Origin of the sequence: Mesorhizobium erdmanii, assembly GCF_013170725.1 — a bacterium.
Lineage (GTDB): Bacteria > Pseudomonadota > Alphaproteobacteria > Rhizobiales > Rhizobiaceae > Mesorhizobium > Mesorhizobium erdmanii.
This window is the reverse complement of record NZ_CP033361.1, coordinates 1184793-1205634: the sequence shown is the minus strand read 5'-3', so window position 1 is coordinate 1205634 and position 20842 is coordinate 1184793. Positions and strand designations below refer to the sequence as shown.

General features: G+C 64.0%; 22 protein-coding genes. 10 read left to right on the top strand and 12 right to left on the bottom strand.

What is annotated here, in order from left to right; all coding sequences use genetic code 11:
• Positions 1 to 137 precede the first annotated feature (137 nt).
• Positions 138 to 764 carry a DUF1062 domain-containing protein gene (locus EB233_RS05775; protein WP_064991121.1) on the top strand — a complete coding sequence of 209 codons (627 nt, stop codon included), beginning with the start codon at positions 138 to 140 and terminating at the stop codon, positions 762 to 764.
• 61 nt (positions 765 to 825) lie between these two features.
• Here the strand turns inward: EB233_RS05775 and typA are convergent, their stop codons facing one another.
• Entirely contained in the window at positions 826 to 2655 is a 1830-nt protein-coding gene (gene typA, locus EB233_RS05770) for a translational GTPase TypA (protein WP_027053102.1), read from the bottom strand.
• A gap of 196 nt (positions 2656 to 2851) precedes the next feature.
• On the opposite strand from typA, the gene EB233_RS05765 reads away from it, so the two are divergent.
• Complete coding sequence (locus EB233_RS05765; RefSeq protein ID WP_244277758.1) at positions 2852 to 3130, top strand: hypothetical protein; 279 nt, start codon at positions 2852 to 2854, stop codon at positions 3128 to 3130.
• A gap of 182 nt (positions 3131 to 3312) precedes the next feature.
• On the opposite strand, the gene EB233_RS05760 is transcribed toward EB233_RS05765, so the two are convergent.
• Positions 3313 to 4596, bottom strand: coding sequence for an MFS transporter (locus EB233_RS05760; protein WP_064991118.1), 1284 nt, complete (start codon positions 4594 to 4596; stop codon positions 3313 to 3315).
• Between the two features lie 73 nt (positions 4597 to 4669).
• On the opposite strand from EB233_RS05760, the gene EB233_RS05755 reads away from it, so the two are divergent.
• Together EB233_RS05755 and EB233_RS05750 are read left to right on the top strand one after the other, a co-directional pair.
• Positions 4670 to 5287 (top strand): TetR/AcrR family transcriptional regulator, encoded by a 618-nt coding sequence (locus EB233_RS05755; protein ID WP_064991256.1) that lies wholly within the window; start codon positions 4670 to 4672, stop codon positions 5285 to 5287.
• Positions 5288 to 5331: 44 nt separating this feature from the next.
• Positions 5332 to 5925: a hypothetical protein gene (locus tag EB233_RS05750; RefSeq protein WP_064991255.1), complete on the top strand. Its 594-nt coding sequence runs from the start codon at positions 5332 to 5334 to the stop codon at positions 5923 to 5925.
• Positions 5926 to 6105: 180 nt separating this feature from the next.
• Here EB233_RS05750 and ppa read toward each other — a convergent pair whose 3' ends face one another.
• The 6 genes from ppa to EB233_RS05720 all read right to left on the bottom strand — a co-directional run bounded on the left by ppa (position 6106) and on the right by EB233_RS05720 (position 10576).
• Complete coding sequence (gene ppa / locus EB233_RS05745) at positions 6106 to 6639, bottom strand: inorganic diphosphatase (RefSeq protein WP_027053108.1); 534 nt, start codon at positions 6637 to 6639, stop codon at positions 6106 to 6108.
• A 202-nt stretch (positions 6640 to 6841) separates the two neighbouring features.
• Positions 6842 to 7348 carry a GNAT family N-acetyltransferase gene (locus EB233_RS05740; protein WP_027053109.1) on the bottom strand — a complete coding sequence of 169 codons (507 nt, stop codon included), beginning with the start codon at positions 7346 to 7348 and terminating at the stop codon, positions 6842 to 6844.
• 152 nt (positions 7349 to 7500) lie between these two features.
• Positions 7501 to 8139, bottom strand: coding sequence for a TPM domain-containing protein (locus tag EB233_RS05735; protein ID WP_064991117.1), 639 nt, complete (start codon positions 8137 to 8139; stop codon positions 7501 to 7503).
• 4 nt (positions 8140 to 8143) lie between these two features.
• Positions 8144 to 9010, bottom strand: coding sequence for a TPM domain-containing protein (locus EB233_RS05730; RefSeq protein WP_064991116.1), 867 nt, complete (start codon positions 9008 to 9010; stop codon positions 8144 to 8146).
• 7 nt (positions 9011 to 9017) lie between these two features.
• Complete coding sequence (locus tag EB233_RS05725) at positions 9018 to 9812, bottom strand: TPM domain-containing protein (RefSeq protein ID WP_244277766.1); 795 nt, start codon at positions 9810 to 9812, stop codon at positions 9018 to 9020.
• Between the two features lie 125 nt (positions 9813 to 9937).
• The gene (locus tag EB233_RS05720; protein WP_027053113.1) at positions 9938 to 10576 is read right to left on the bottom strand and encodes a LemA family protein; all 639 of its coding nucleotides are present in this window, start codon (positions 10574 to 10576) and stop codon (positions 9938 to 9940) included.
• Positions 10577 to 10738: 162 nt separating this feature from the next.
• Here EB233_RS05720 and EB233_RS05715 point away from each other — a divergent pair, with 162 nt between their 5' ends.
• The 6 genes from EB233_RS05715 (at position 10739) to EB233_RS05690 (ending at position 16058) form a co-directional block, all read left to right on the top strand.
• Complete coding sequence (locus tag EB233_RS05715; RefSeq protein WP_064991253.1) at positions 10739 to 10990, top strand: hypothetical protein; 252 nt, start codon at positions 10739 to 10741, stop codon at positions 10988 to 10990.
• A 13-nt stretch (positions 10991 to 11003) separates the two neighbouring features.
• Positions 11004 to 11888, top strand: a complete 885-nt coding sequence (pdxY, locus tag EB233_RS05710; RefSeq protein ID WP_064991115.1) for a pyridoxal kinase PdxY — start codon at positions 11004 to 11006, stop codon at positions 11886 to 11888.
• Positions 11885 to 12670 (top strand): DUF429 domain-containing protein, encoded by a 786-nt coding sequence (locus EB233_RS05705; RefSeq protein ID WP_064991114.1) that lies wholly within the window; start codon positions 11885 to 11887, stop codon positions 12668 to 12670. The genes pdxY and EB233_RS05705 overlap by 4 nt, the downstream gene beginning before the upstream one ends.
• 167 nt (positions 12671 to 12837) lie before the next feature.
• The gene (locus EB233_RS05700; protein WP_064991113.1) at positions 12838 to 13482 is read left to right on the top strand and encodes a carbonic anhydrase; all 645 of its coding nucleotides are present in this window, start codon (positions 12838 to 12840) and stop codon (positions 13480 to 13482) included.
• On the top strand, positions 13479 to 13913 hold the full coding sequence (locus EB233_RS05695; RefSeq protein WP_064991112.1) for a hypothetical protein: 435 nt from the start codon (positions 13479 to 13481) through the stop codon (positions 13911 to 13913). The genes EB233_RS05700 and EB233_RS05695 overlap by 4 nt, the downstream gene beginning before the upstream one ends.
• Before the next feature lie 90 nt (positions 13914 to 14003).
• On the top strand, positions 14004 to 16058 hold the full coding sequence (locus tag EB233_RS05690; RefSeq protein WP_064991111.1) for a M3 family metallopeptidase: 2055 nt from the start codon (positions 14004 to 14006) through the stop codon (positions 16056 to 16058).
• A 156-nt stretch (positions 16059 to 16214) separates the two neighbouring features.
• On the opposite strand, the gene EB233_RS05685 is transcribed toward EB233_RS05690, so the two are convergent.
• The 4 genes from EB233_RS05685 to EB233_RS05670 form a co-directional block, all read right to left on the bottom strand.
• The gene (locus EB233_RS05685; protein WP_064991110.1) at positions 16215 to 17693 is read right to left on the bottom strand and encodes a M81 family metallopeptidase; all 1479 of its coding nucleotides are present in this window, start codon (positions 17691 to 17693) and stop codon (positions 16215 to 16217) included.
• Between the two features lie 23 nt (positions 17694 to 17716).
• The gene (locus tag EB233_RS05680) at positions 17717 to 18541 is read right to left on the bottom strand and encodes a carbohydrate ABC transporter permease (RefSeq protein WP_027053121.1); all 825 of its coding nucleotides are present in this window, start codon (positions 18539 to 18541) and stop codon (positions 17717 to 17719) included.
• Complete coding sequence (locus tag EB233_RS05675) at positions 18538 to 19407, bottom strand: carbohydrate ABC transporter permease (RefSeq protein WP_027053122.1); 870 nt, start codon at positions 19405 to 19407, stop codon at positions 18538 to 18540. The genes EB233_RS05680 and EB233_RS05675 overlap by 4 nt, the downstream gene beginning before the upstream one ends.
• A 117-nt stretch (positions 19408 to 19524) precedes the next feature.
• Entirely contained in the window at positions 19525 to 20757 is a 1233-nt protein-coding gene (locus EB233_RS05670; RefSeq protein ID WP_064991109.1) for an ABC transporter substrate-binding protein, read from the bottom strand.
• Between the last annotated feature and the right edge of the window lie 85 nt (positions 20758 to 20842).

Genomic DNA, 20842 nt, shown 5'->3' with positions numbered 1-20842 from the left:
TGCTGAACCGCTGTCGCGCGCTTTCCGCCGGCGACACCTGACTTTACCATCTCCGCAGCCTACCGCCACGCCGCGCCCGCATGGGCATCTCGACATTGCCGACCTGATGAACTTCCCGACGGGAAGGCTTTATCGGCATGTTTTCGACTCTGCTTATCCACTGGACGATCACGCCTGCAACCGCACCCCAACCGCTGATCAACTGCAACCGCTGTAGCGGCGTGAAGGCCTATCGCAGCAGCGGAAAATTCCGCGTCAACGCCAACGGCAAGCGTATCGACGTCTGGTTGATCTATCGCTGCGTCGACTGCGACAATTCCTGGAATTTCGGCATTTTCGAGCGCTGCAATCGCCGCGACATCGAACCCGCGCTGCTGCAGGCCCTCGAAAGCAACGACCCGGCACTTGCCCGGCGCCATGCCTTCGACATCGTCGCCTTGCGCAACCAGGTGGGGCGTGTCGAGGCGTTTGCCGATGTCGCCGTGCGCAAGCGGTTGGTCGGCGGCGCCAGGCAAACCGCGACTGCCCTGGAACTCCAGCTTGGGCTGGACATGCCGACATCGCTCCGGCTCGATCGCCTGCTCGCCGGCGAACTCGGCATTTCGCGCTCGCGGCTTCAGGCACTGGAGGAACGGCGCCTGCTGGCCGTCGATCCGGACGGCGCCAAAGCCTTGCGCAAGCCGGCCCGTCAGGGAGTGACGATCCGGATCGACCTGGCCGGCGAGCCGGATCGGGAAGCCATCATCCGCGCGGCTGGCGGCTGAACGAGGGAGGGGCGAAGCACCAATGCTCCGCCCCTCTCATGCACAGTCGGAAGTAAGAAAATTACGCCGCGCCGACCGCCTTGGCCGACTTCTCGAAACGCTTGCGCTCGTTCGGATCGAGATAGAGCTTGCGCAGACGGATGGTCTTCGGCGTCACCTCGACCAGCTCGTCGTCCTGGATCCAGGCAAGCGCGCGTTCCAGCGTCATGCGGATCGGCGGGGTGAGCTTGACCGCCTCGTCCTTGCCGGCGGCGCGGATGTTGGTCAGCTTCTTGCCCTTCAGCACGTTCACTTCGAGGTCGTTGTCACGGCTATGGATGCCGATGATCATGCCCTGATAGACCTTGACGCCCGGGTCGATGACCATCGGGCCGCGGTCTTCCAGGTTCCACATGGCGTAGGCGACCGATTCGCCCTGCTCGTTGGAGATCAGCACGCCATTGGTGCGGCCCGGCAGTTCGCCCTTGTAGGGCTCGTAGGCATGGAACAGCCGGTTCATCACGGCGGTGCCGCGCGTATCGGTCAGAAGCTCCGACTGGTAGCCGATCAGGCCGCGCGTCGGCGCATGGAAAACGATGCGCTGGCGGTTGCCGCCGGATGGGCGCAGTTCGACCATCTCGGCCTTGCGCTCCGACATTTTCTGCACGACGACGCCGGCATGCTCCTCGTCGACGTCGATGACGACTTCCTCGACCGGTTCGAGCAATTCGCCGTTCTCGCCCTTCTGCATAACGACGCGCGGACGCGACACGGCGATTTCGAAGCCTTCGCGGCGCATCGTCTCGATCAGCACGGCGAGCTGCAATTCGCCACGGCCGGAGACGAAGAAGGAATCCTTGTCCGGCGATTCCTCGATCTTCAGCGCGACATTGCCTTCGGCCTCGCGCAGCAGGCGGTCGCGGATGACGCGGCTGGTCACCTTGTCGCCTTCGGTGCCGGCGAGCGGGCTGTCATTGACAAGGAACGACATGGTCACGGTCGGCGGATCGATCGGCTGCGCATGCAGCGCCTCGGTCACCGCCAGGTCGCAGAACGTGTCGGCGACGGTACCCTTCGACAGCCCGGCGATGGCGACGATGTCGCCCGCCTGGGCCTCCTCGATCGGCTGGCGCTCGAGGCCACGGAAAGCCAGGATCTTCGAGATGCGGCCGGTTTCGATCTGGGTGCCGTCATGGTGCAGCACCTTGACCGCCTGGTTGGCCTTCAGCGTGCCGGATTCGATACGGCCGGTGATGATGCGGCCGAGGAAGGGGTTGGCTTCCAGGATGGTGCCGATCATGCGGAACGGGCCAGGATGAACCGTCGGCGCCGGCACATGCCTGACGATGAGGTCGAACAGTGGCGCCAGCTGCTGGTCCTTCGGGCCTTCCGGATTTTCCGAAACCCAGCCGTCACGGCCCGAACCGTAGAGGATCGGGAAATCGAGCTGCTCGTCGGTTGCGTCGAGCGCGGCGAACAGGTCGAACACCTCGTTGACCACCTCGACATGCCTGGCGTCCGGCCGGTCGATCTTGTTGATGACGACGATCGGCTTCAGGCCGACCTTGAGCGCCTTGCCGACGACGAACTTGGTCTGCGGCATCGGGCCTTCGGCGGCATCTACCAGCACGATGGCCGAATCCACCATCGACAGGATGCGCTCGACTTCACCGCCGAAATCGGCGTGGCCGGGGGTATCGACGATGTTGATGCGCGTATCCTTCCAGTCGACCGAGGTCGCCTTGGCCAGGATGGTGATGCCGCGTTCCTTTTCGAGGTCGTTGGAATCCATGGCGCGCTCGGCGACGCGCTGGTTGTCGCGGAACGAGCCGGACTGCTTCAAAAGCTGGTCGACTAGGGTGGTCTTTCCATGGTCGACGTGCGCGATGATCGCGATATTACGGAGTTTCATGTTCTGGTCTCGGAAGCGTTGCAGGCAGCAGGCCAAAGGCGCTGCCTCTTTCGGTTGCGCGGCTCATACAGGGTTTTTCGCAGTTGCGAAAGGGGAAGCGCGACACCAAATACTCATCAAATCTTAAGCATCTGCGTGCGAAATGATTTCGTTAACCAAGGCGGGAACCTTTTCAGGCCCGGGCAGTTCGACCATCATGACCGACAAACTCAACCGATTTTGGCCCCTCATCGCCTCCGTGGCCTTTGCCATGCTGCTGGCGGCCAACGCCGCGCAGTCGGCCGCGACACTGAAAGAGACGCGCCCGGCGCTGCCGTCCAATGCACCGGCCGAACAGATCTTCGCCGACGCGCCCGATGGAGTCGATCCCGTGGTCACCGGCCCGGTCAGCGCCGCCTTCAAGCAGCGCCAGGCCGCCGCCAACTGCGACAGCGCCGTGTGGCCGAACATTCCGATGGTTTGCTACCCGGATTAGAGGGCGAAGCTGCTAATCTCCCTCCTCGAGGGGGAGATGGCCGGCAGGCCAGAGGGGGTCGGTTCGACCGGGCTCAACTCATTATCGCAGGCGCCGGACGCCAGCGCTTCACGCGCGAGGACCCCCTCTGTCGCCTTCGGCGACATCTCCCCCTCGAGGGGGGAGATTACAGAGCTCACACCTCAAGCTGGCTGCGGTTCCGGATCGAACGCCGGCTTGCTGGTGTTGATCAGCAGCGAGATACAGGCTGCGGCAATCGCGGTCATGCCGGCGATCAGGAACGCCAGTTCGTAATTGCCCTGCAGCTCGCGCATGGTGCCGCCGAAGGCCGCTGCCGTGGCGGCGCCAACCTGATGCCCGGCGACTATCCAGCCGAACACGATCGGGCCGCTGCGGTCGCCGAACGCCTCGTTGGCAAGCCTGAGCGTCGGCGGCACGGTAGCGATCCAGTCGAGGCCGTAGAGCACGGCGAAGATGATCAGGCTGGTTGCCGAGAAACCGGAATAGGGCAGGTAGATCAGCGACAGGCCACGCACCGCATAGTAGACGCCGAGCAACTTGCGCGGATCGAAGCGGTCGGTGAGCCAGCCCGACAGCGTCGTGCCGATGAGGTCGAAAATGCCCATCATCGACAACAGGCCGGCGGCCTGCACCTCGCCGATGCCCATGTCGCCGCAGAAGGCGATGAGATGGGTGCCGACCAGCCCGTTGGTGGTGAAGCCGCAGACGAAGAAGGTGGCGAACAGGTACCAGAACACCCGGGTGCCGGCGGCGCGGCGCAGCGTGTTGAGCGTATGCGCCAGGAAATTGCCTTGCGATGCCGGCGATACCGGCGGCACGTCGTCGGCCTCGGCGCCAAAACGCACCATGCCGATCGAGGCCGGACGCTCCGGCACCAGCAGCCAGACCAGCGGTATCATGGCCGCCGTCGCGACAGCGACCGCGATGACAACCGGCTGCCAGCCACCGGACTGCGCCAAGGCGGCGATCAGCGGCAGGAACACCAGCATGCCTGACGCACTGGAGGCCGACATCAGCCCCATGACCAGACCGCGATTGGTCTTGAACCAGCGATTGACGATGGTGGCGCCAAGCACGCTAGCGACGGCGCCGGAGCCGATGCCGGAGAAGACGCCCCAGGTGATGAAGAGATGCCATGGCTTGGTCATCAGCAGGCTGAGCGCGGTCGAGCCTGACATGATCACCAGCGAGGCAAGCAGCGTGCGGCGCAACCCGATCTTCTCCATCAGCGCGGCGGCGAACGGACCGGTCAGACCGTAGAGCAGGATGCCGACGCCCGCGGCCAGCGAGATCACGTCGCGCCGCCAGCCGAAGCTGTTTTCGAGCGGCAGCATCATCACCGAGGGTGCGGAGCGAAGCCCGGCCGCGACCAGCAGGCAGAGGAAGATGACGCCGACCACCACGAAAGCGTAGCGCTGGCCAAACGGACGGGATTGAATTATCATGTTACTGACCGGTACGTTGCAGACAGGATCGTGTATACGTACCGATCGGTAACATTGTCAATCGAGCCGCATGATGCCAGCCGACAAAAATATTGAACTTGCCATCAGCGACGATCATGCGTCGGCACCACCCAAGGCCGCCAAGAAGATCCTCGACGTCGCCTACGACCTGTTCTACCGGCGCGGCATCCGCGCGATCGGTGTCGACGAGATCGTCAGGCGCGCCGGTGTCACCAAGCCCAGCCTCTACCGCAGCTTCCCCTCCAAGGATGAGCTCGCGGCCTCCTATCTCAGGCAGTACGATCTTGAATACTGGGAGCGTTTCGACGAAGCGGTCGAAGCCCATCCCGGCGACCCGCGAGCGCAGATCAAGGCTTTCCTGACCCGCATCGGCAAGCGCACGCAAGTGGCGGAATATCGTGGCTGCGGCATGACCAACGCGGCCGTCGAGTATCCCGATCGCAGCCATCCGGCCCGTGTGGTCAGCGAAGCCAACAAGCAGGAACTGCGCTGCCGGCTGCGCGCCATGGCCGCCGCCATGGGTGCGCAGGATGCCGACACGCTTGGCGATGGACTGCTGCTTCTGATCGAAGGGGCCTATATCAGCGGCCAGCTATTCGGCCTCGGCGGGCCGGCGCAGTCGGTCGCCCGCAACGCCGACCTGCTGATCGAAGCGAGCTTGAAGAAATAGCGATTGGCGGTACGCTGCCCCGGCCCGAACCGGAGGTGTCAGTCATGCGTGCCGTTCTGATCCCGCTTGCCTTCGCCGGTCTCTGCCAAGCGGCCCATGCCGGCGACATTTCCAGCGCCTACACCGACCTCGACTGGAAGAAGGACTGCGTAACCTACGCGCAAGCTGGAGAAGGGGAAGGCGACTGGGCCGATCTCGCCTGCTCCGGCTATCGCGGCTATCCCGTGCTGATCGCCTATGACGATGCCCGCGAATCGCTGTTCTACGGTTTTCCGCCGGGCGGCGACATGACGTCGGCCTGGGAAAGTTTCTCCGGTTTCAATTCGTCGGGAGCCAAGGTCGAATGGCGCATCGAAACCACAGGCGACAAGGCCGTGCCCTTCGCGGTCATCCACCGCCGCACGATCAGTGATGGCGAGGACGGGACCAAGTCGACGGACGTGCTGCTCGTCGCCAAGGTCGGCCAGGTGGACGGCCGCGACAGCTGTACCGTCGGCCTCGTGCTGGCGACCGGCAATCCACAGGCAAACGACCAGGCGCGAAAACTCGCCGACGAGAAGGCGCGCACCTTCGCCTGCGGCAAGGACCGGCACACCGTCATCGGCGACGTGCCGGCTTTTGGGCGGGTGGATAACTGACAACGTTGGCCGTTCGCTGGAACGCCCGTAATTCGTCATCCTTGGGCGGAGCAAGGAGCGAAGCGACGCGGCGCAGACCCAGGGATCCATGCCGCGATCTCAACTTTGCCGCAACGGTGCGGAATTCCCTTCCGCCGTGCCCTTCGCCAGCGAGGTCAAGGGCACGCACAGGCGCGGCGCCTACTTGGCTGCCTTCGCCCGCGCGATCGCGTCGACGATCATCTTCTTGGCATATTTGGAATCGTGCCAGCCTTCGATCTTGACCCATTTGCCGGGTTCGAGATCCTTGTAGTGCTCGAAGAAGTGTTGCACCTGCTGGCGCGTGATCTCGGGCAGATGCGTGTATTCGGTGACGTTTTCGTAGCGCAGCGTCAGCTTGGGCGACGGCACGGCAATGATCTTCTCGTCCTGGCCGGCATTGTCTTCCATGATCAGCACGCCGATCGGCCTGACATTGATGACGCAGCCCGGCACCAGCGCGCGCGTGTTGCAGACCAGCACGTCGATCGGATCGCCGTCCCCCGACAGCGTGTGCGGCACGAAGCCGTAATTGCCGGGATAACGCATCGAGGTGTGCAGGAAGCGGTCGACGAACAGCGTGCCGGCCTCCTTGTCCATCTCGTACTTGATCGGCTCGCCGCCGATCGGCACTTCGATGATGACGTTGATGTCCTCAGGCGGATTCTTTCCGGTGGCGATGGCTTCGATGCGCATGGCTTTGTCCCTCTCTCGGTTGGGGAGGAGATAGCGGGCGGCGCGGAATGGTGCAATGCGGCGAATCGCATTCAACGGCGTCAGTCGAGACCCGATGGTAGCAGACGCGTTCAATCATCGGCACAGGATGTTTCAGCGTCGTGATTTCACGGGGATATGCTCGGACATGCCGGCTTTGCTCTCGGCGATCAGTCCCCGTCGGTCATTCCCAGACGAAGGCGACCTTCTTCAGCGCTTTTTGTTCGAAGATCTCGACACCCTCGGCGACATCGCGACCGCCGGCGCCGGCATAGAAGGCCAGCGCATTCTGGTTGTCTTCCAGTGCCCACACCACCATGCCTTTCAAGCCGTGGTCGGCAAGACGCGCTTTGGCTGCCGAAAACAGGCGCCGGCCGAGACCGATGCCCTGATATTCGGGACGCAGATACAATTCGTAGATCTCGCCTTGCTGCTTGAGCTCCCGGGCGCGGTTCTTGCCGATCGTCGCATAGCCGGCGATGGTGCCGCCGATTTCCACGACCAGAACCGTCGCGGCGCGGCGAATCGCGTTCGCCCACCAGTCGGCGCCGCGCCGGTTGATCATCGATGTCAGTGTGCGGTGCGGAATGATGCCGGAATAGGCGCCGCGCCAGGCTTCCAGGTGCACTTCGGCGATGGCGCCTGCATCGCGCGGGTCGGCTTTCCGGATGTCGATCGTCAGCGTATTCATGATTTGTTAACCATAAGCCCGCATCGGCCGATTGCAAGAGTCCGGGCGGCCCGCATACCGCTTTCTCACAGCCGGGCCTGACATTGCCGGCAGGGGGCAAAAGCCCGTCCGGAAACAGGCCGGATGAGTAAAGTGGTGCTACCCGAAGGCTTTCAGATTTCGACCAGATGGTCGTCAAGCTCGTTGGCGTCGCCCGCCGTGACCGGGAAATGCTCGGCCAGCACCGCCCCCACCTGCTCGATCGCCTTGACGAAACCGTCGGCGAGCCGGTCGTCGCCGGCGTGCGCCGTGAGATCGCGCACCACGCCGTCCCAGACATGCTGGCCGACCTTGGCGTCGATACCCGAATCGGCGACCACCTCGGCATAGCGTTCTGCGATCGAGACGAAGACCAGCACGCCGGTGCGCGCGGCGGTGCGGTGAACGTTGCGGGCGAGGAACTGCTTGATCGCATTGGCGTGCGCCGCCTGATAGCGCAGCCGCCGTGGCACCATATGGATGCGCAGGCCGGGCACCGCCCACAACAAGGCCAGCACGCATGCCAGCGCCAGCAATTGAGCGATGACGAAATGCGGCAGCCGGATGGTGAGCCACCAGGCCTCCAACCCATAGGCAACGGCGAGGCTGACGACCAGCATGCCAAGCGTCGCCATCACGGCGGCGGGGGCGAAATAGCCGTCGCTGGCATGCGCGACGACGCAGTAGATCTCGCCATCGGTTTTGGCCTCGGCGGCGCGGATCGCGTCGGCGATGCGCTCATGATCCTGCGCGCTGATCGGTCGTGTTGCCATTGTCTCACCAGCTTCCTGAAGAACCGCCACCACCGGACGAGCCGCCGCCGCCCGAAAATCCGCCGCCGCTGCTGCTTGACCCGGACGACCAACCGCCGCCCGACGAGCCCGTTGTCCAGCCGCTGGACCCCGAGGACGATCCGCTTGGCCCACGGCCGTAGCGAAATGTCATGCCCAGCCATCTATACACGCCAGGCGACAGCTTGGTGCCGAACATCGGCGGCAGGAATGCCATCGCCAGGCCACCGAAGAACATCGTCGCCCACAGGATCAGGAACACCGCGACGATCGGGTCGATGGGTGTGCTGCTGTCGGCGGGATTACGCTTGCCGCGCGCTACCAGCTCCTCGGGATTGCCCTCCAGCACCATGATCATGTCGTCGACGGCCTTGGATATGCCGCCGGAGAAATCACCGGCGCGGAAAGCCGGCACCATGTCGTTTTCGATGATCAGCTTGGTGTGCAGGTCCGTCAGCGTGCCTTCCAGCCCATAGCCGACCTCGATGCGCATCTTGCGGTCGTTCGGCGCGACCAGCAGCAGCACGCCATTGTTCTCCTTGGCCTGGCCGAGCTTCCAGAAGCGGAACAGCCGGTTGGCGTAGGGTTCGATCTCCTCGCCAGCGAGGCTGGGAATGGTGGCGACGACGATCTGGTCGGAACCCTTGGTCTCGAAGTCGGCCAGCTTCCGCGTCAACGCCGCCTTTGTGCCGGCATCGATGATGCCGGCATTGTCGACGACGCGGCCAGTCAGTGCCGGCAGGTCGGCGGCAAAACCAGCGAAACAGGACAAAAGCAGCGCCAGCACGACCGTGAGAGCACGGATGGCCGGATTGGAATGGCCAGGCTGCGGCAGGCTGATGGTGGGTGTCATCACGCCCTCACCAGCTTCCCGAAGAGCCGCCACCGCCAGACGAGCCGCCGCCGCCGGAAAAGCCACCCCCACCCGAAGACCAGCCACCACCGGAACTGCCCGAGGACCAGCCACCCCCGGATGAGGAGCGCCGTCCAGGCTCGAACGTCATGCCGAGCCAGCGATAACGGCCGGGCCCGAGCTTCTGGCCAAAGATCGGCGGCAGGATCGATGCCGCGATGCTGCCGAACACGATGATCAGCCAGATGCTGACGAAGACGGCAAAGAACAGATTGTCGGTATTGAACGGCGCTTGCTCGTTGCGCTTGCCGCGCGCTACCAGCTCCTCGGGATTGCCCTCCAGCACCATGATCATGTCGTCGACGGCCTTGGATATGCCGCCGGAGAAATCACCGGCGCGGAAAGCCGGCACCATGTCGTTTTCGATGATCAGCTTGGTGTGCAGGTCCGTCAGCGTGCCTTCCAGCCCATAGCCGACCTCGATGCGCATCTTGCGGTCGTTCGGCGCGACCAGCAGCAGCACGCCATTGTTCTCCTTGGCCTGGCCGAGCTTCCAGAAGCGGAACAGCCGGTTGGCGTAGGGTTCGATCTCCTCGCCAGCGAGGCTGGGAATGGTGGCGACGACGATCTGGTCGGAACCCTTGGTCTCGAAGTCGGCCAGCTTCCGCGTCAACGCCGCCTTTGTGCCGGCATCGATGATGCCGGCATTGTCGACGACGCGGCCAGTCAGTGCCGGCAGGTCGGCGGCGAAGGCGGTCAGGGGAAAGAGAAGGAACCCGAGAAGAAGCCCAAGAAGAGTGATGTAACTGCGAGGCGCCCCAACGCTAATCTCCCCCCTTGAGGGGGAGATGTCCGGCAGGACAGAGGGGGGTGGTTGCACGCCAGCGGTCCGTCGTTTTCGCGGAATTTATTGATGACAGCCGCCGCTCAGCCGCCCTGCTTCGTGCCGAAATCGACCTTCGGCGGCTGCATCTTGTCTTCGTCGACGGTGAAATTGGCGAAGGGCTCATTGCCGCGGAACCAGAAAGTCGCCCACAGCACCGACGGGAAGGTCTTCAGTGTCAGATTATAGTCCCTGACCGCCTGGATGTAATCGCGCCGCGCCACCGCGATACGGTTCTCGGTGCCTTCGAGCTGCGCCTGCAGAGCGAGGAAATTCTGGTTGGCCTTGAGATCGGGATACGCCTCCGACACCGCGATCAGCCGCGACAGCGCGCTGGTCAGCCCGGCTTGTGCGTCCTGGAACTTCTTGAGGGCCTCGGGATCCTTCAGCGTTTCCGGCGTCACCGTGATCTGCGTTGCCTTGGCGCGCGCTTCGACAACCGCGTCGAGCGTGTCCTTTTCATGCGAGGCATAGCCTTTGACCGTTTCGACCAGGTTGGGAATGAGGTCGGCGCGGCGCTGATATTGGTTCAGCACCTCGCTCCAGGCCGCCTTGGCGTTTTCCTCCGCCGTCGGGATCGTGTTGTAACCGCAGCCGGCAAGCAGCGGCAGCACGATTGCCATCATCAGGAAGGCGGGCAGCGTGCGGAATGTCGATGGTCGAGCAAGGCGCTGGGCAAGCATGATGGTTCCCTCGGTAGAAGTTGCATGCGAAGCATTACCACAATCGGCGCGCAAGAAAACGGCCACCGGCCGCTACTGCCGCCCCGGAACGCTCCACGCCTCGCAAGGCCCTGTGATTGGCCGCGCGAACGCGATAAGGTCCGGTCAAAACGGGACATCATGATGGCGCAACGCCAGGACAGCGACAGGGAATCGCGCCGTATCCTCGAGCGCGTCGCGCAAGAGACCGATCCGGCCGGCACCTCCTTCGTGGCGCGGACGACGAAAGGCATGCGCGACCATGTCGCCGCCACCGACGCCGACCGCACCGATCCGATCGAAGTCTGGGGCACGCGCATTGGCAGGATACTCGGCCTGCTTCTGGCGCTGGGCCTGATGGTCTGGCTCGTGCTTTTCCTCACCCGGGGCAGCTAGGAATCAAAAAACAATGAGCGCCGAAAAACCCGACGCGCCGCGTGCGGTCATCGTCATTTCGAGCCATGTCGCCCGCGGTTCGGTCGGCAACCGTGCCGCCGTCTTCGCGCTGGAGACGCTGGGCTTTCCGGTCTGGGCGGTGCCGACCATTATTCTGCCCTGGCATCCAGGCCACGGCCGGGCGACGCGCATCGTTCCACCGCTCGACCAGTTCAAGGCGCTGATGGCCGATCTCGAGCGCGCGCCATGGCTGGGCGAGGTCGGCGCCGTGCTGTCAGGCTATCTGGGCGAAGCCGGCCAGGCCGAGGCCGTCGCCTCGCTGGTTGCCGCGGTCAAGGCCAGGACGCCGGGTGCCGTCTATATCTGCGACCCGGTGATGGGCGATTCCGGCGGCCTTTATGTGCCCGAGCCCACCGCCGCCGCCATGCGCGACCGGCTGATGCCGATCGCCGACATAGCCACCCCCAACCGTTTCGAACTGGAATGGATGGCCGGCGCGCCGCTGCCTGATTTGAAATCGGTGATCTCGGCCGCACTTCACGCCGGACCGTCGACCATGCTGGTCACCTCGGCACAGTCGATGATTTCAGGCGGCACCGGCAACCTGCTGCTCGACGGCACCCAGGCACTGCTCGCCGAACACCGCCTGATCGACAAGCCGCCAAACGGCCCGGGGGACCTGACGGCGGCCGTCTACCTCGCCCGCATCCTCTCCGGCCAGCCGCCGATCAAGGCGCTGCAATCGACCACGGCGGCGGTCTACGAAATCCTGGCGCGCACCTCAAAACGCGGCGGCGACGAATTGCAGCTTGAAACCGATGCGCAAAGCCTGTCGCACCCGATGGCCATGGTGCAGCTGCGCCACCTCACGCATCCGGGGCGGGACCGCCGGGCGTGACTTCGACGGAGGTTGTGCCGGCCAAGGTTGTGCTTGTCGGCGCCGATGGCTGCAAGGACGGCTGGATCGCCGTGCGGCGCGAGCCCGGCATGGCACCTTCGGTCAATGTCTTCGCCAGCTTCAGCGCGTTGCTCAAGGCAGTTCCCGACGACGCGGTGGTCGCCGTCGACATGCCGATCGGCCTGCCGGAGTTTTCGGGCAAAGGCGGGCGTGGACCGGAGGCGCTGGTGCGGCCGCTGCTCGGGCCACGCCAATCCAGCGTGTTTTCGATCCCTTCGCGGTCGGCGCTCTATGCCGACACCAGCGATTTCACCACCGTCGAAGCCTGGTACGCCGCGCATCGCAGGGCAAGCGAGGTGGCAAGGGCCACATCCGACCCGCCACGCGGCGTTTCCATCCAGGCCTTCGGCATCTTCTCGAAAATCCGCGAGATCGACACCTTGCTGATCGCACGGCCCGATCTGCGTGGCCGCATCTTCGAATCGCATCCGGAAGTCGCCTTCCGTCGCCTGAATGGCGGTGAGGCCATGCAATTGCCGAAGAAGATCAAGGGCAGCGTCAATCCGGCCGGCATGGCGGAGCGCAAGGCGCTGCTCTGCCGACACGGCTATGCCATGGACTTCCTCGACCGGCTGCCGCCGCGCGGTGCGGCCGCCGATGATTTTCTCGATGCCGCCGTCATGATGCTGATCGCCGGCCGCATCGCCGGCGGCACGGCCAGGCCGCTGCCTGACCCGCCACACTCTGACGGTTTTGGCATACCGGTCGCCATCTGGGCGTGACAGTATCGGCGGATGTCGCGCTTTGACGCATGGCATTTCTGCCCAGCCCCCACAATTCTGCATTGCTCGTGACGGGCTTTTGCCGTTAGAGCCTTTCACGATCGCACCATGAGTAAAGCACAATAGCAGAGCTGCCGCCTCCAACCCCGGAAAGGCCTTAGCCGCCCATGCCTCATCTTCCTGACCACCTCGTCGCCGGCTACCGCAATTTCATGAATGGCCGCTACCTCACCGAGAGCGGCCGCTATCGCGACCTCGCGCGTGAGGGGCAGGCCCCGGAGACGATGATCGTCGCCTGCTGCGATTCGCGCTCGGCCCCCGAAGCGATCTTCGACGCCGGGCCGGGCGAACTCTTCGTGCTGCGCAATGTCGGCAATCTGGTGCCGCCTTACGAGCCGGACGGCGAGTTCCATTCGACCTCGGCCGCGCTCGAATTCGCTGTGCAGAGCCTCAAGGTCAAGAACATCGTCGTCATGGGCCACGGCCGCTGCGGCGGCATCCGCGCCGCGCTCGACACCACATCGGCGCCGCTGTCTCCAGGCGACTTCATCGGCAAATGGATGAGCCTGATCGCGCCCGCCGCCGAGACCGTCGCCTCCAGCACCTTGATGACGGCGACGGAGCGCCAGACTGCCTTGGAACGCATATCGATCCGCTATTCCATCGCCAACCTCAGGACTTTTCCCTGTGTCTCGATCCTTGAAGGCAAGGGGCGGCTGTCGCTGCACGGGGCCTGGTTCGACATTTCGACCGGCGAGCTCTGGGTGATGAACAAGGAGACTGGCGACTTCGAGCGGCCAGTGCTGGAATGAACGGCGCGGCGCGCCGGGTGACGAACGTCCGCTCGGTCGTTTTAACGGCCGCCGCATTGCTTATAGCGATTATTGCCGCGCGCGCCGATGACGGCGCCATCATCAGCCGCTGGTATTCGGCGCTGCTGGTCGCAGACCGCACCGAACTCGCCGACCTGCTTGCCGACGACGTCCGGATCAAACTTGACGACCTTGGCATCGTTCAGAGCAAGCAGGAATTCATTGCCGCGCTCGATGAATGGAAGGGTGCCGTCGCGGGCGCCGCGATCCGCCATCGGATCGCAAAGAGCGAAGGCGGCGTCACAACGGTGATCGCCTGCTACGACTTCCCCGACAATGACGTGTTGATGCGGGAAACCTTCGCGGTGACCGACAACCACATCACCGCCAGCTCGCAAGCGGCCATCGCCGAAAACTGCGAGGGCTATTGAGCCGGACCGGCCAGCTGCCATATTGCGGGCTCGTGGGCCGCGCCCTACATCCGAGACACCCTCCTCCTTGATGCCAGCGAAAGACCCTCCATGCCCTCTCCGAAAGCCGTCGACCTCGCCGCCCATCCGCTGACCGCCTGGCAAGGGCCGCTCGGCCTACCTGATTTTGCCCAGATCGGCGACGGCGATTTCTCCCCGGTCTTCGACGCGGCGCTGAAGGCGCATGAGGCGGAGATCGATGCGATCGCCGGAAACAAGGATGCGGCGACCATCGACAACACGCTTGCCGCGCTGGAACTCGGCGGCGAGGCGCTCGACCACGTCTCGTCGATCTTCTGGTGCCGCGCCGGCGCCCACACCAACGATGCCATTCAGGCACTGGAGCGCGACATCTCGCCGAAAATGTCCAGGCATTTCTCGGCGATCTCGATGAACGAGAAACTTTTCGCCCGCATTGACGACCTCTACCAGCGCCGCGAGAGCCTCGGCCTCGACGCCGAAACCCTGCGGGTGCTGGAGAAGACCTGGAAAGGTTTTGTCCGCTCCGGCGCCAAGCTCGATGCCGAGGGCAAGAAGCGGCTGGCCAGGATCAATGAGGAACTGTCGTCGCTCGGCACGACTTTCGGCCAGAATGTGCTGGCCGACGAACGCGACTGGGCGTTGTTCCTCGACGAGGCCGATCTTGCCGGCCTGCCGGATTTCCTGAAAAGCTCGATGGCCGAGGCCGCCGAGATGCGCGGCCAGAAGGGCCGTTACGCCGTCACCCTGTCGCGCTCGATCTACGAGCCGTTCTCGACCTTCTTGGAACGCCGCGATCTGCGCGAGATCGCCTTCCGCGCCTTCACCATGCGCGGCCAGAATGGCGGCGCCTCCGACAACACGTCCGTGGTACGCGACATGCTGAAGCTGCGCGCCGAAAAGGCGAAGCTGCTCGGCTACGCCTCCTTCGCTGCGCTGAAGCTCGACGACACCATGGCCAAGACGCCGAAGGCGGTGCACGACCTGCTCGACCCGGTCTGGGAAAAGGCGCTGGAAAAGGCCGCCGCCGACCAGAAGGAGTTGGAACGGCTGGCGGCGGAAGCCGGCAGCAACGAAAAATTCGCCGCCTGGGACTGGCGCTTCTACCAGGAGAAGCTGCGCGCGGAAAAATTCGCCTTCGACGAGGCGGAACTGAAGCCTTATCTGCAGCTCGACCGCGTCATCAACGCCTGCTTCGATGTCGCGACAAGACTGTTCGGCATCACTTTCGAGGAGAGAAAGGGCATTGTCGCCTGGCATCCGGACGCGCGCGTCTTCGTCGTGAAGAATGCCGACGGCAGTGAGCGCGGCCTGTTCCTCGCCGACTATTTCGCGCGGCCCTCGAAGCGTTCCGGCGCCTGGATGAGTGCGCTGAAGTCCGGTTACAAGCTTGGCCACGGCTCGAAGCCGGTGATCTACAACATCATGAACTTCGCCAAGCCGCCTGCGGGAGAACCGGCGTTGCTGTCGGTCGACGAGGCGAAAACGCTGTTCCACGAATTCGGCCACGCGCTGCACGGCATGCTGACGGACGTCACCTGGCCGTCGGTGTCAGGCACTTCCGTCAGCCGCGATTTCGTCGAACTGCCCTCCCAGCTCTACGAGCATTGGCTGACGGTGCCGGCGGTGCTGGAAAAGCACGCGCTGCACGTTAAGACCGGCAAGCCGATGCCGAAAGCGCTGCTCGACAAGATGCTGGCCACGCGCACCTTCGGCGCCGGCTTCGCCACGGTCGAATTCACGTCTTCCGCCTTGATGGACATGGCCTATCACGCGCGGCCGGATGCCCCGGCGGAACCGCTTCGTTTCGAAACCGAAACGCTCGAAAAGCTGGACATGCCCGACACGATCGCGATGCGCCACCGCACCCCGCATTTCGGCCATGTCTTCTCGGGCGACGGCTACTCCGCCGGCTACTACTCCTACATGTGGTCGGAAGTGCTCGACGCCGATGCCTTCGCCGCCTTCGAGGAGACTGGCGATCCCTTCAACCCGGCGTTGGCCGAACGGCTGCGCAAGAACATCTACGCCGCCGGCGGTTCGAAGGACCCGGAAGAACTCTACACCGCGTTTCGCGGCAAGATGCCTTCGCCCGAAGCGATGATGGTGAAGCGGGGATTGGTGTAGCGCCGATCTCCCCCCTCGAGGGGGAGATGGCCGCAAAGCGGCCAGAGGGGGTCGGTCCGACAGGGCGCGACCTGCTGCGGCGGATGAAGGTTGGCGCTTCACGTGAGGCGACCCCCTCTGTCGCCTTCGGCGACATCTCCCCCTCAAGGGGGGAGATCAGCGGCTCTCCCAAGGATCCTTCACCCGTGGCCATACCGGCCGCGTCAGCTTCTTGTAGTCCGTCACCGCCGGGTTGCTGGGATACGAACTCGGCGCCGTGACATAGATGATCTCGGCGGCGATCGGCTCGAAGCCGGCGTAGAAATGGTTGGTCGACTTGATCAGCAGGATATCCTTGCCCAGCGGATCGACGCCGATGTTGGAGAAGATATCCGGCTCGAAGGTTTGCGTTCGGTTGGTGTTGAGGATGATGTCGACCTCGGTGCCTTCGATGCGGACCAGCGCGGTCGGCCCGAGCGTCACCCGGCTTGGTCCGAAACTCTGCCAGCCCTCGGCAACGGCCTTCAGCACCTTGACGCGCGCGTCGATCGGCTCACCGGCCTGCGGACCGGCCTTGCCGCCGAAACGCAGGTCGATGAGCGCGCCTTCGCCGGCGGCCAGGCAGAAGGTGACGGCGATCGGGTCCCAGATCGTTGCCACGCCGACATTGTCCAGCCCACGCGCCAGCATTCGGCGCAGCACGAACGTGCCGTCGCCGGGAACGCCGCCGCCGGGATTGTCCCAGACGTCGGCAATAACCACCGGTTTGCCCGGATTTTCAGCGCGAACCGCAAGCGCCCGGTCGATGCCATCATCGGTGTTCAGCATCGTCATCGCCGTCTTTTCGCGTAAGCCGTAGAGCTCGCGCCCGAGCCGCTCCGCCAGCGCGTCGCCCTTGGCCTTGTCATTGTCGGTGACGACAAGGATCCGCGTGCCCATTTCCGGCACGTCGGCCGCCATGAAGCCGTGGACGACCGAGACCGACAGCACGCCGTCCCTGCCATGCAGCGCCTTGATGCGGTCGACAAAGGAGCGCATCGGCTCGCGGCTGGTCGGCAGCACCTGGATCATGCGGCAGTCGAAGGTCGAAATGACGGGCTTGATCTCGCCCCGCGCCGCCGCCAGCCCAAGCTCGACGACATGCTCGCCGCGCTCGTAGAAATCGGTGTGCGGGAATTCGAGGAAATAGGCCATGATGTCGGAGGCCGCCACGCGCTTCGGCGTCAGATGGCTGTGCGGATCGAACTCTGAGGCGATCACCACGTCAAGCCCGACGATTGCCCGCACGCGCTCGAGCAGGTCACCCTCGCAATCGTCATAGCCCTGCGCCACCATGGCGCCATGCAGCCCCAGGATGACCGCATCGACCGGCAGCGCCGCCTCTAGCTGCCCAAGAATCTCGTCGCGCAGCGCCTCGAAGGTCTGCCGCTGCACTAGACCGCCGGGCTCGGCCCAGGTGGCGGTGCCTTCGATCACGGTCAGCCCTTCTTTCGCCGCGCGCCGGCGCAAGGCGACGATTGGCGAGGAACACAGTGTCGGCGTCTCGGGATGCTTGCCCGGCCCGGCATAGAACGCCATCTCGAACGAGGCCCGGTCGGTCGGGACCGGCGAGAAGGTGTTGGTTTCCGTCGCCAGTGAGGCGGTGAAGATACGCATGTAAACTCCGTGATGAATCGCGGCTATTTGACCGCCCCGAGCGCCAGTCCCCTGACTAGGTAGCGCTGCAGCCAGATGAACAGGATCGCCACCGGCAAGGTCGCCAGCAGCGTCGCCGCCATGACGTGGTGCCACTCGATCGTGTAGCGGCCCGCAACGAGAGAAAAGACCTGGATCGGCAGCGTGTAACTCTCCTGGCTGCGCAGCATGGTCAGCGCCACGACAAACTCGTTCCAGGCGTTGATGAAGGTGAAGATCGCCGTCACCGCGATCGCCGGCAGGCAAAGCGGCAGGAACACTTTGCGCAGGGTCAGCCAGCGGCCGGCGCCCTCCATCCAGGCGGCTTCCTCGAGATCGCGCGGGATGGTGTCGAAATAACTCTGCAGCATCCACACCGTGAAGGCGACGTTGAAGGCCATGTAGATGAAGCCCAGCGCCGTCGTTGATTCGACCAGCCCCCAGGCGGCCATCAGCCGGAACAAGCCAAGCACCAGCACGATCGGCGAAATCATCTGCGAGATCAGCAGGAATTGGCGGAAGGCGCCATAGCCGGCAAAGCGAAAGCGCGACATGGCGTAGGCGGCGGGAACCGAGATCAGGATGGCGCCGACAGTGGCGATAACCGACACGTAGAGCGAGTTGGCCAGCGCCTGGCCGAAGCCGGTCGCCACCCACATGTCGGAGAAGTTCGACCAGCGGAACTCGCTCGGCCACCATGTCGGTGACAGCACTTCCTGCCGTGGCTTGACCGCGGTCAGGAACATCACCGCGAAGGGAAACAGCGTCACCACGATCAGCGGCGCCAGCAGCAGCCAGGCGATGACGGTCCGCTTCAGCTTGCTGCTCATGCGCGCTGCTCCCGCATGGCGAGGCGTACATAGATCATGGTGAAGACCAGCAATATGGCGAACATCACCAGCGACACCGCCGAGGCTTCACCCAGTTTGCCGATGCGGAAGGCGAGCTTGTAGAGGTGGGTGACCAGGATGTCGGTCGAGTTGGCCGGCCCGCCCTGCGTCATCACCCAGATGATCGGGAACGAATTGAAGACATAGATGGTGTTGAGCACGATGGCGATGTTGATGAACGGTTTTAAGAGCGGAAAGGTGATCTCGCGGAACTGCTGCAGCGGCGTGGCCCCTTCGAGCGCCGCCGCCTCGTAAAGATCGTCCGGGATCGACGACAAGCCGCCGAGGAAGATCGTCGTGGTGAACGGCACCGTCACCAATATGCCGATCATCACCTGCATCGGGAAGGCGGTTTCCGCCTGGGCCAGCCATTGGATGTTGTGATCGATCAGGCCGAGGCCGAGCAGTGCCGAATTCAGCATGCCGCTTTCACCGCTCAGCGCCCAGCGCCAGACTACGGCGGTCATGGTCAGCGACACCGCCCAGGGCAGCATGATGATGACGCGGGCGACGCCGCGGCCATAGAAGTCGGTGTTGAGGATCATCGCCACCGGCACCGACAGCAGCAGCGCGCCACCGACCACCAGCACGGTCCACAGACCGGTGCGCCAGAGTGCCGCGACGAAGTCGGGATCGCCGATGAGCGCCGCGAAATTGGTCAGGCCGCTGAAGTCGCGCAGCTGGCCGAAGCGGCTGACATCATGGGTCGAGATCTGAATCAGGTCCCAGACCGGCCAGAAGATGACGACTGCCGCCAGGAACAGGCTGGGCAAGGTCAGGAGATAGGGCAGGAAACGATTTTGCATCGGCTGGCCTGGCTGGCGAATTCAGAATTCGCATCGGCAAGATGTGGCGCGCCCCGCCTGAGTCTGGGGCGCGCCACGGGCGCAGGGAGATACGCCCTTATGTCTTCGGCACTGTCCCTATTTCTTCAACACGGCATTGGCCTTGGCCGCCGCATCCTTCAGGCCTGCCTCGGGGTCGCCGCCGAGATAGATCTTCTGCATCGCGTCGGACGTGATCTGGGCGACTTCTTCCCAGCCCGGGATGACCGGCGCGAAGCGTGCGTCGGGCAAGAGCGCGGTGAAGGCGGCGAGGTCCGCGTTGTGGACGTAATAGTCCATCTTGGCCTCTTCCTTGTTCACCGGCAGGAAGCCTTCGCCTTGCGTGAACTTGGCGCGCTGCTCCGTGGTGAACAGGAAGTCCATCAGCTTCCAGGCTTCATCCTTGTTCTTGGAGTTCTTGAACATGATCATGGAATCGGTGACGCCATAGGTGCCGCGTGCGCCGGTCGGGCCGGCCGGAATGGCGGCGACGCCATATTTCAGGCTCGGCGCCTCGTCCTTGATCTGGTTGGAGAGGAAGGGCGCGGTGATCATCATGCCGACCTTGCCCTGCTTGAACAGGTTCTGCACGTCCTCGCGGTTGTTGGAGGTGACGCCCGGCTCCGTCAGCCCTTCGTCGATCATTGACTTGTAGAGCTTGGCGGCCTCGAGCGCGCCCGGGGTGCCGAGGCCCGACGTGCCGTCCTTGTTGAGGATCTCGGTGCCCTGCGACCACATCGCATAGTAGTAATAGACGTCGGTTTCGATCTCCTTGCCCTGCAGGCCGAAACCGAACGTGCCGGAGCCGAGCGCCTTGATCTTGCGCGCATCGTCCTGCAGCTCGGTCCAGGTTGCCGGCGGCTTGGCGATGCCGGCCTTCTCGAACAGCTCCTTGTTGTAATACATGGCGCGCGCCGAGGCGGCGATCGGCAGGCCGTAGGTCTTGCCGCCCATGATCGACGGCGACAGGAACGTGTCGATGAATCGGCCCTTGAATTCGGGCGTGATGTAGCCGTCGAGCGGCTCGGCGACATCCTGCTGGACGAAATCGATCAGCCAGCGCGTGCCGATGATCGACAGATCCGCATTGGTGCCGGCGGTGATGTCGGTGGTCAGCTTCTGCAACAACACATCCCACGGCACCACTTCGAACTTGACGGTAATGCCGGGGTTCTTCGCCTCGAATTCCTTCTTCACTTCCTCGAAATAGGGGCCGGTCTTGGCGCTGTATTCGGCGACGGTGACGCGCACTTCACCCGCATTCGCCTGCGCCGCGAAGGCCAGCATGCTCATTCCGGCCATCAGGCCGGCAGTCCATTTGGCAAGGCTCATCTCATCTCTCCCATTTGCTCCGCGCATTTGCGCTCCCTGTGCCGATGGGCTGGCACAAGATTTATGTGACTTTCCTACATTATCG

What these genes read in the sequence shown, in the direction of transcription:
- EB233_RS05765 (WP_244277758.1), top strand. Translation starts at nt 2,852, where the DNA reads ATGACCGACAAACTCAACCGATTTTGGCCCCTCATCGCCTCCGTGGCC.
- typA (WP_027053102.1), bottom strand. Translation starts at nt 2,655, where the DNA reads ATGAAACTCCGTAATATCGCGATCATCGCGCACGTCGACCATGGAAAG.
- pdxY (WP_064991115.1), top strand. Translation starts at nt 11,004, where the DNA reads ATGAGCGCCGAAAAACCCGACGCGCCGCGTGCGGTCATCGTCATTTCG.
- EB233_RS05675 (WP_027053122.1), bottom strand. Translation starts at nt 19,407, where the DNA reads ATGCAAAATCGTTTCCTGCCCTATCTCCTGACCTTGCCCAGCCTGTTC.
- EB233_RS05750 (WP_064991255.1), top strand. Translation starts at nt 5,332, where the DNA reads ATGCGTGCCGTTCTGATCCCGCTTGCCTTCGCCGGTCTCTGCCAAGCG.
- EB233_RS05755 (WP_064991256.1), top strand. Translation starts at nt 4,670, where the DNA reads ATGCCAGCCGACAAAAATATTGAACTTGCCATCAGCGACGATCATGCG.
- EB233_RS05760 (WP_064991118.1), bottom strand. Translation starts at nt 4,596, where the DNA reads ATGATAATTCAATCCCGTCCGTTTGGCCAGCGCTACGCTTTCGTGGTG.
- EB233_RS05715 (WP_064991253.1), top strand. Translation starts at nt 10,739, where the DNA reads ATGGCGCAACGCCAGGACAGCGACAGGGAATCGCGCCGTATCCTCGAG.
- EB233_RS05680 (WP_027053121.1), bottom strand. Translation starts at nt 18,541, where the DNA reads ATGAGCAGCAAGCTGAAGCGGACCGTCATCGCCTGGCTGCTGCTGGCG.
- EB233_RS05740 (WP_027053109.1), bottom strand. Translation starts at nt 7,348, where the DNA reads ATGAATACGCTGACGATCGACATCCGGAAAGCCGACCCGCGCGATGCA.
- EB233_RS05670 (WP_064991109.1), bottom strand. Translation starts at nt 20,757, where the DNA reads ATGAGCCTTGCCAAATGGACTGCCGGCCTGATGGCCGGAATGAGCATG.
- EB233_RS05775 (WP_064991121.1), top strand. Translation starts at nt 138, where the DNA reads ATGTTTTCGACTCTGCTTATCCACTGGACGATCACGCCTGCAACCGCA.
- EB233_RS05700 (WP_064991113.1), top strand. Translation starts at nt 12,838, where the DNA reads ATGCCTCATCTTCCTGACCACCTCGTCGCCGGCTACCGCAATTTCATG.
- ppa (WP_027053108.1), bottom strand. Translation starts at nt 6,639, where the DNA reads ATGCGCATCGAAGCCATCGCCACCGGAAAGAATCCGCCTGAGGACATC.
- EB233_RS05685 (WP_064991110.1), bottom strand. Translation starts at nt 17,693, where the DNA reads ATGCGTATCTTCACCGCCTCACTGGCGACGGAAACCAACACCTTCTCG.
- EB233_RS05695 (WP_064991112.1), top strand. Translation starts at nt 13,479, where the DNA reads ATGAACGGCGCGGCGCGCCGGGTGACGAACGTCCGCTCGGTCGTTTTA.
- EB233_RS05690 (WP_064991111.1), top strand. Translation starts at nt 14,004, where the DNA reads ATGCCCTCTCCGAAAGCCGTCGACCTCGCCGCCCATCCGCTGACCGCC.
- EB233_RS05730 (WP_064991116.1), bottom strand. Translation starts at nt 9,010, where the DNA reads ATGACACCCACCATCAGCCTGCCGCAGCCTGGCCATTCCAATCCGGCC.
- EB233_RS05735 (WP_064991117.1), bottom strand. Translation starts at nt 8,139, where the DNA reads ATGGCAACACGACCGATCAGCGCGCAGGATCATGAGCGCATCGCCGAC.
- EB233_RS05720 (WP_027053113.1), bottom strand. Translation starts at nt 10,576, where the DNA reads ATGCTTGCCCAGCGCCTTGCTCGACCATCGACATTCCGCACGCTGCCC.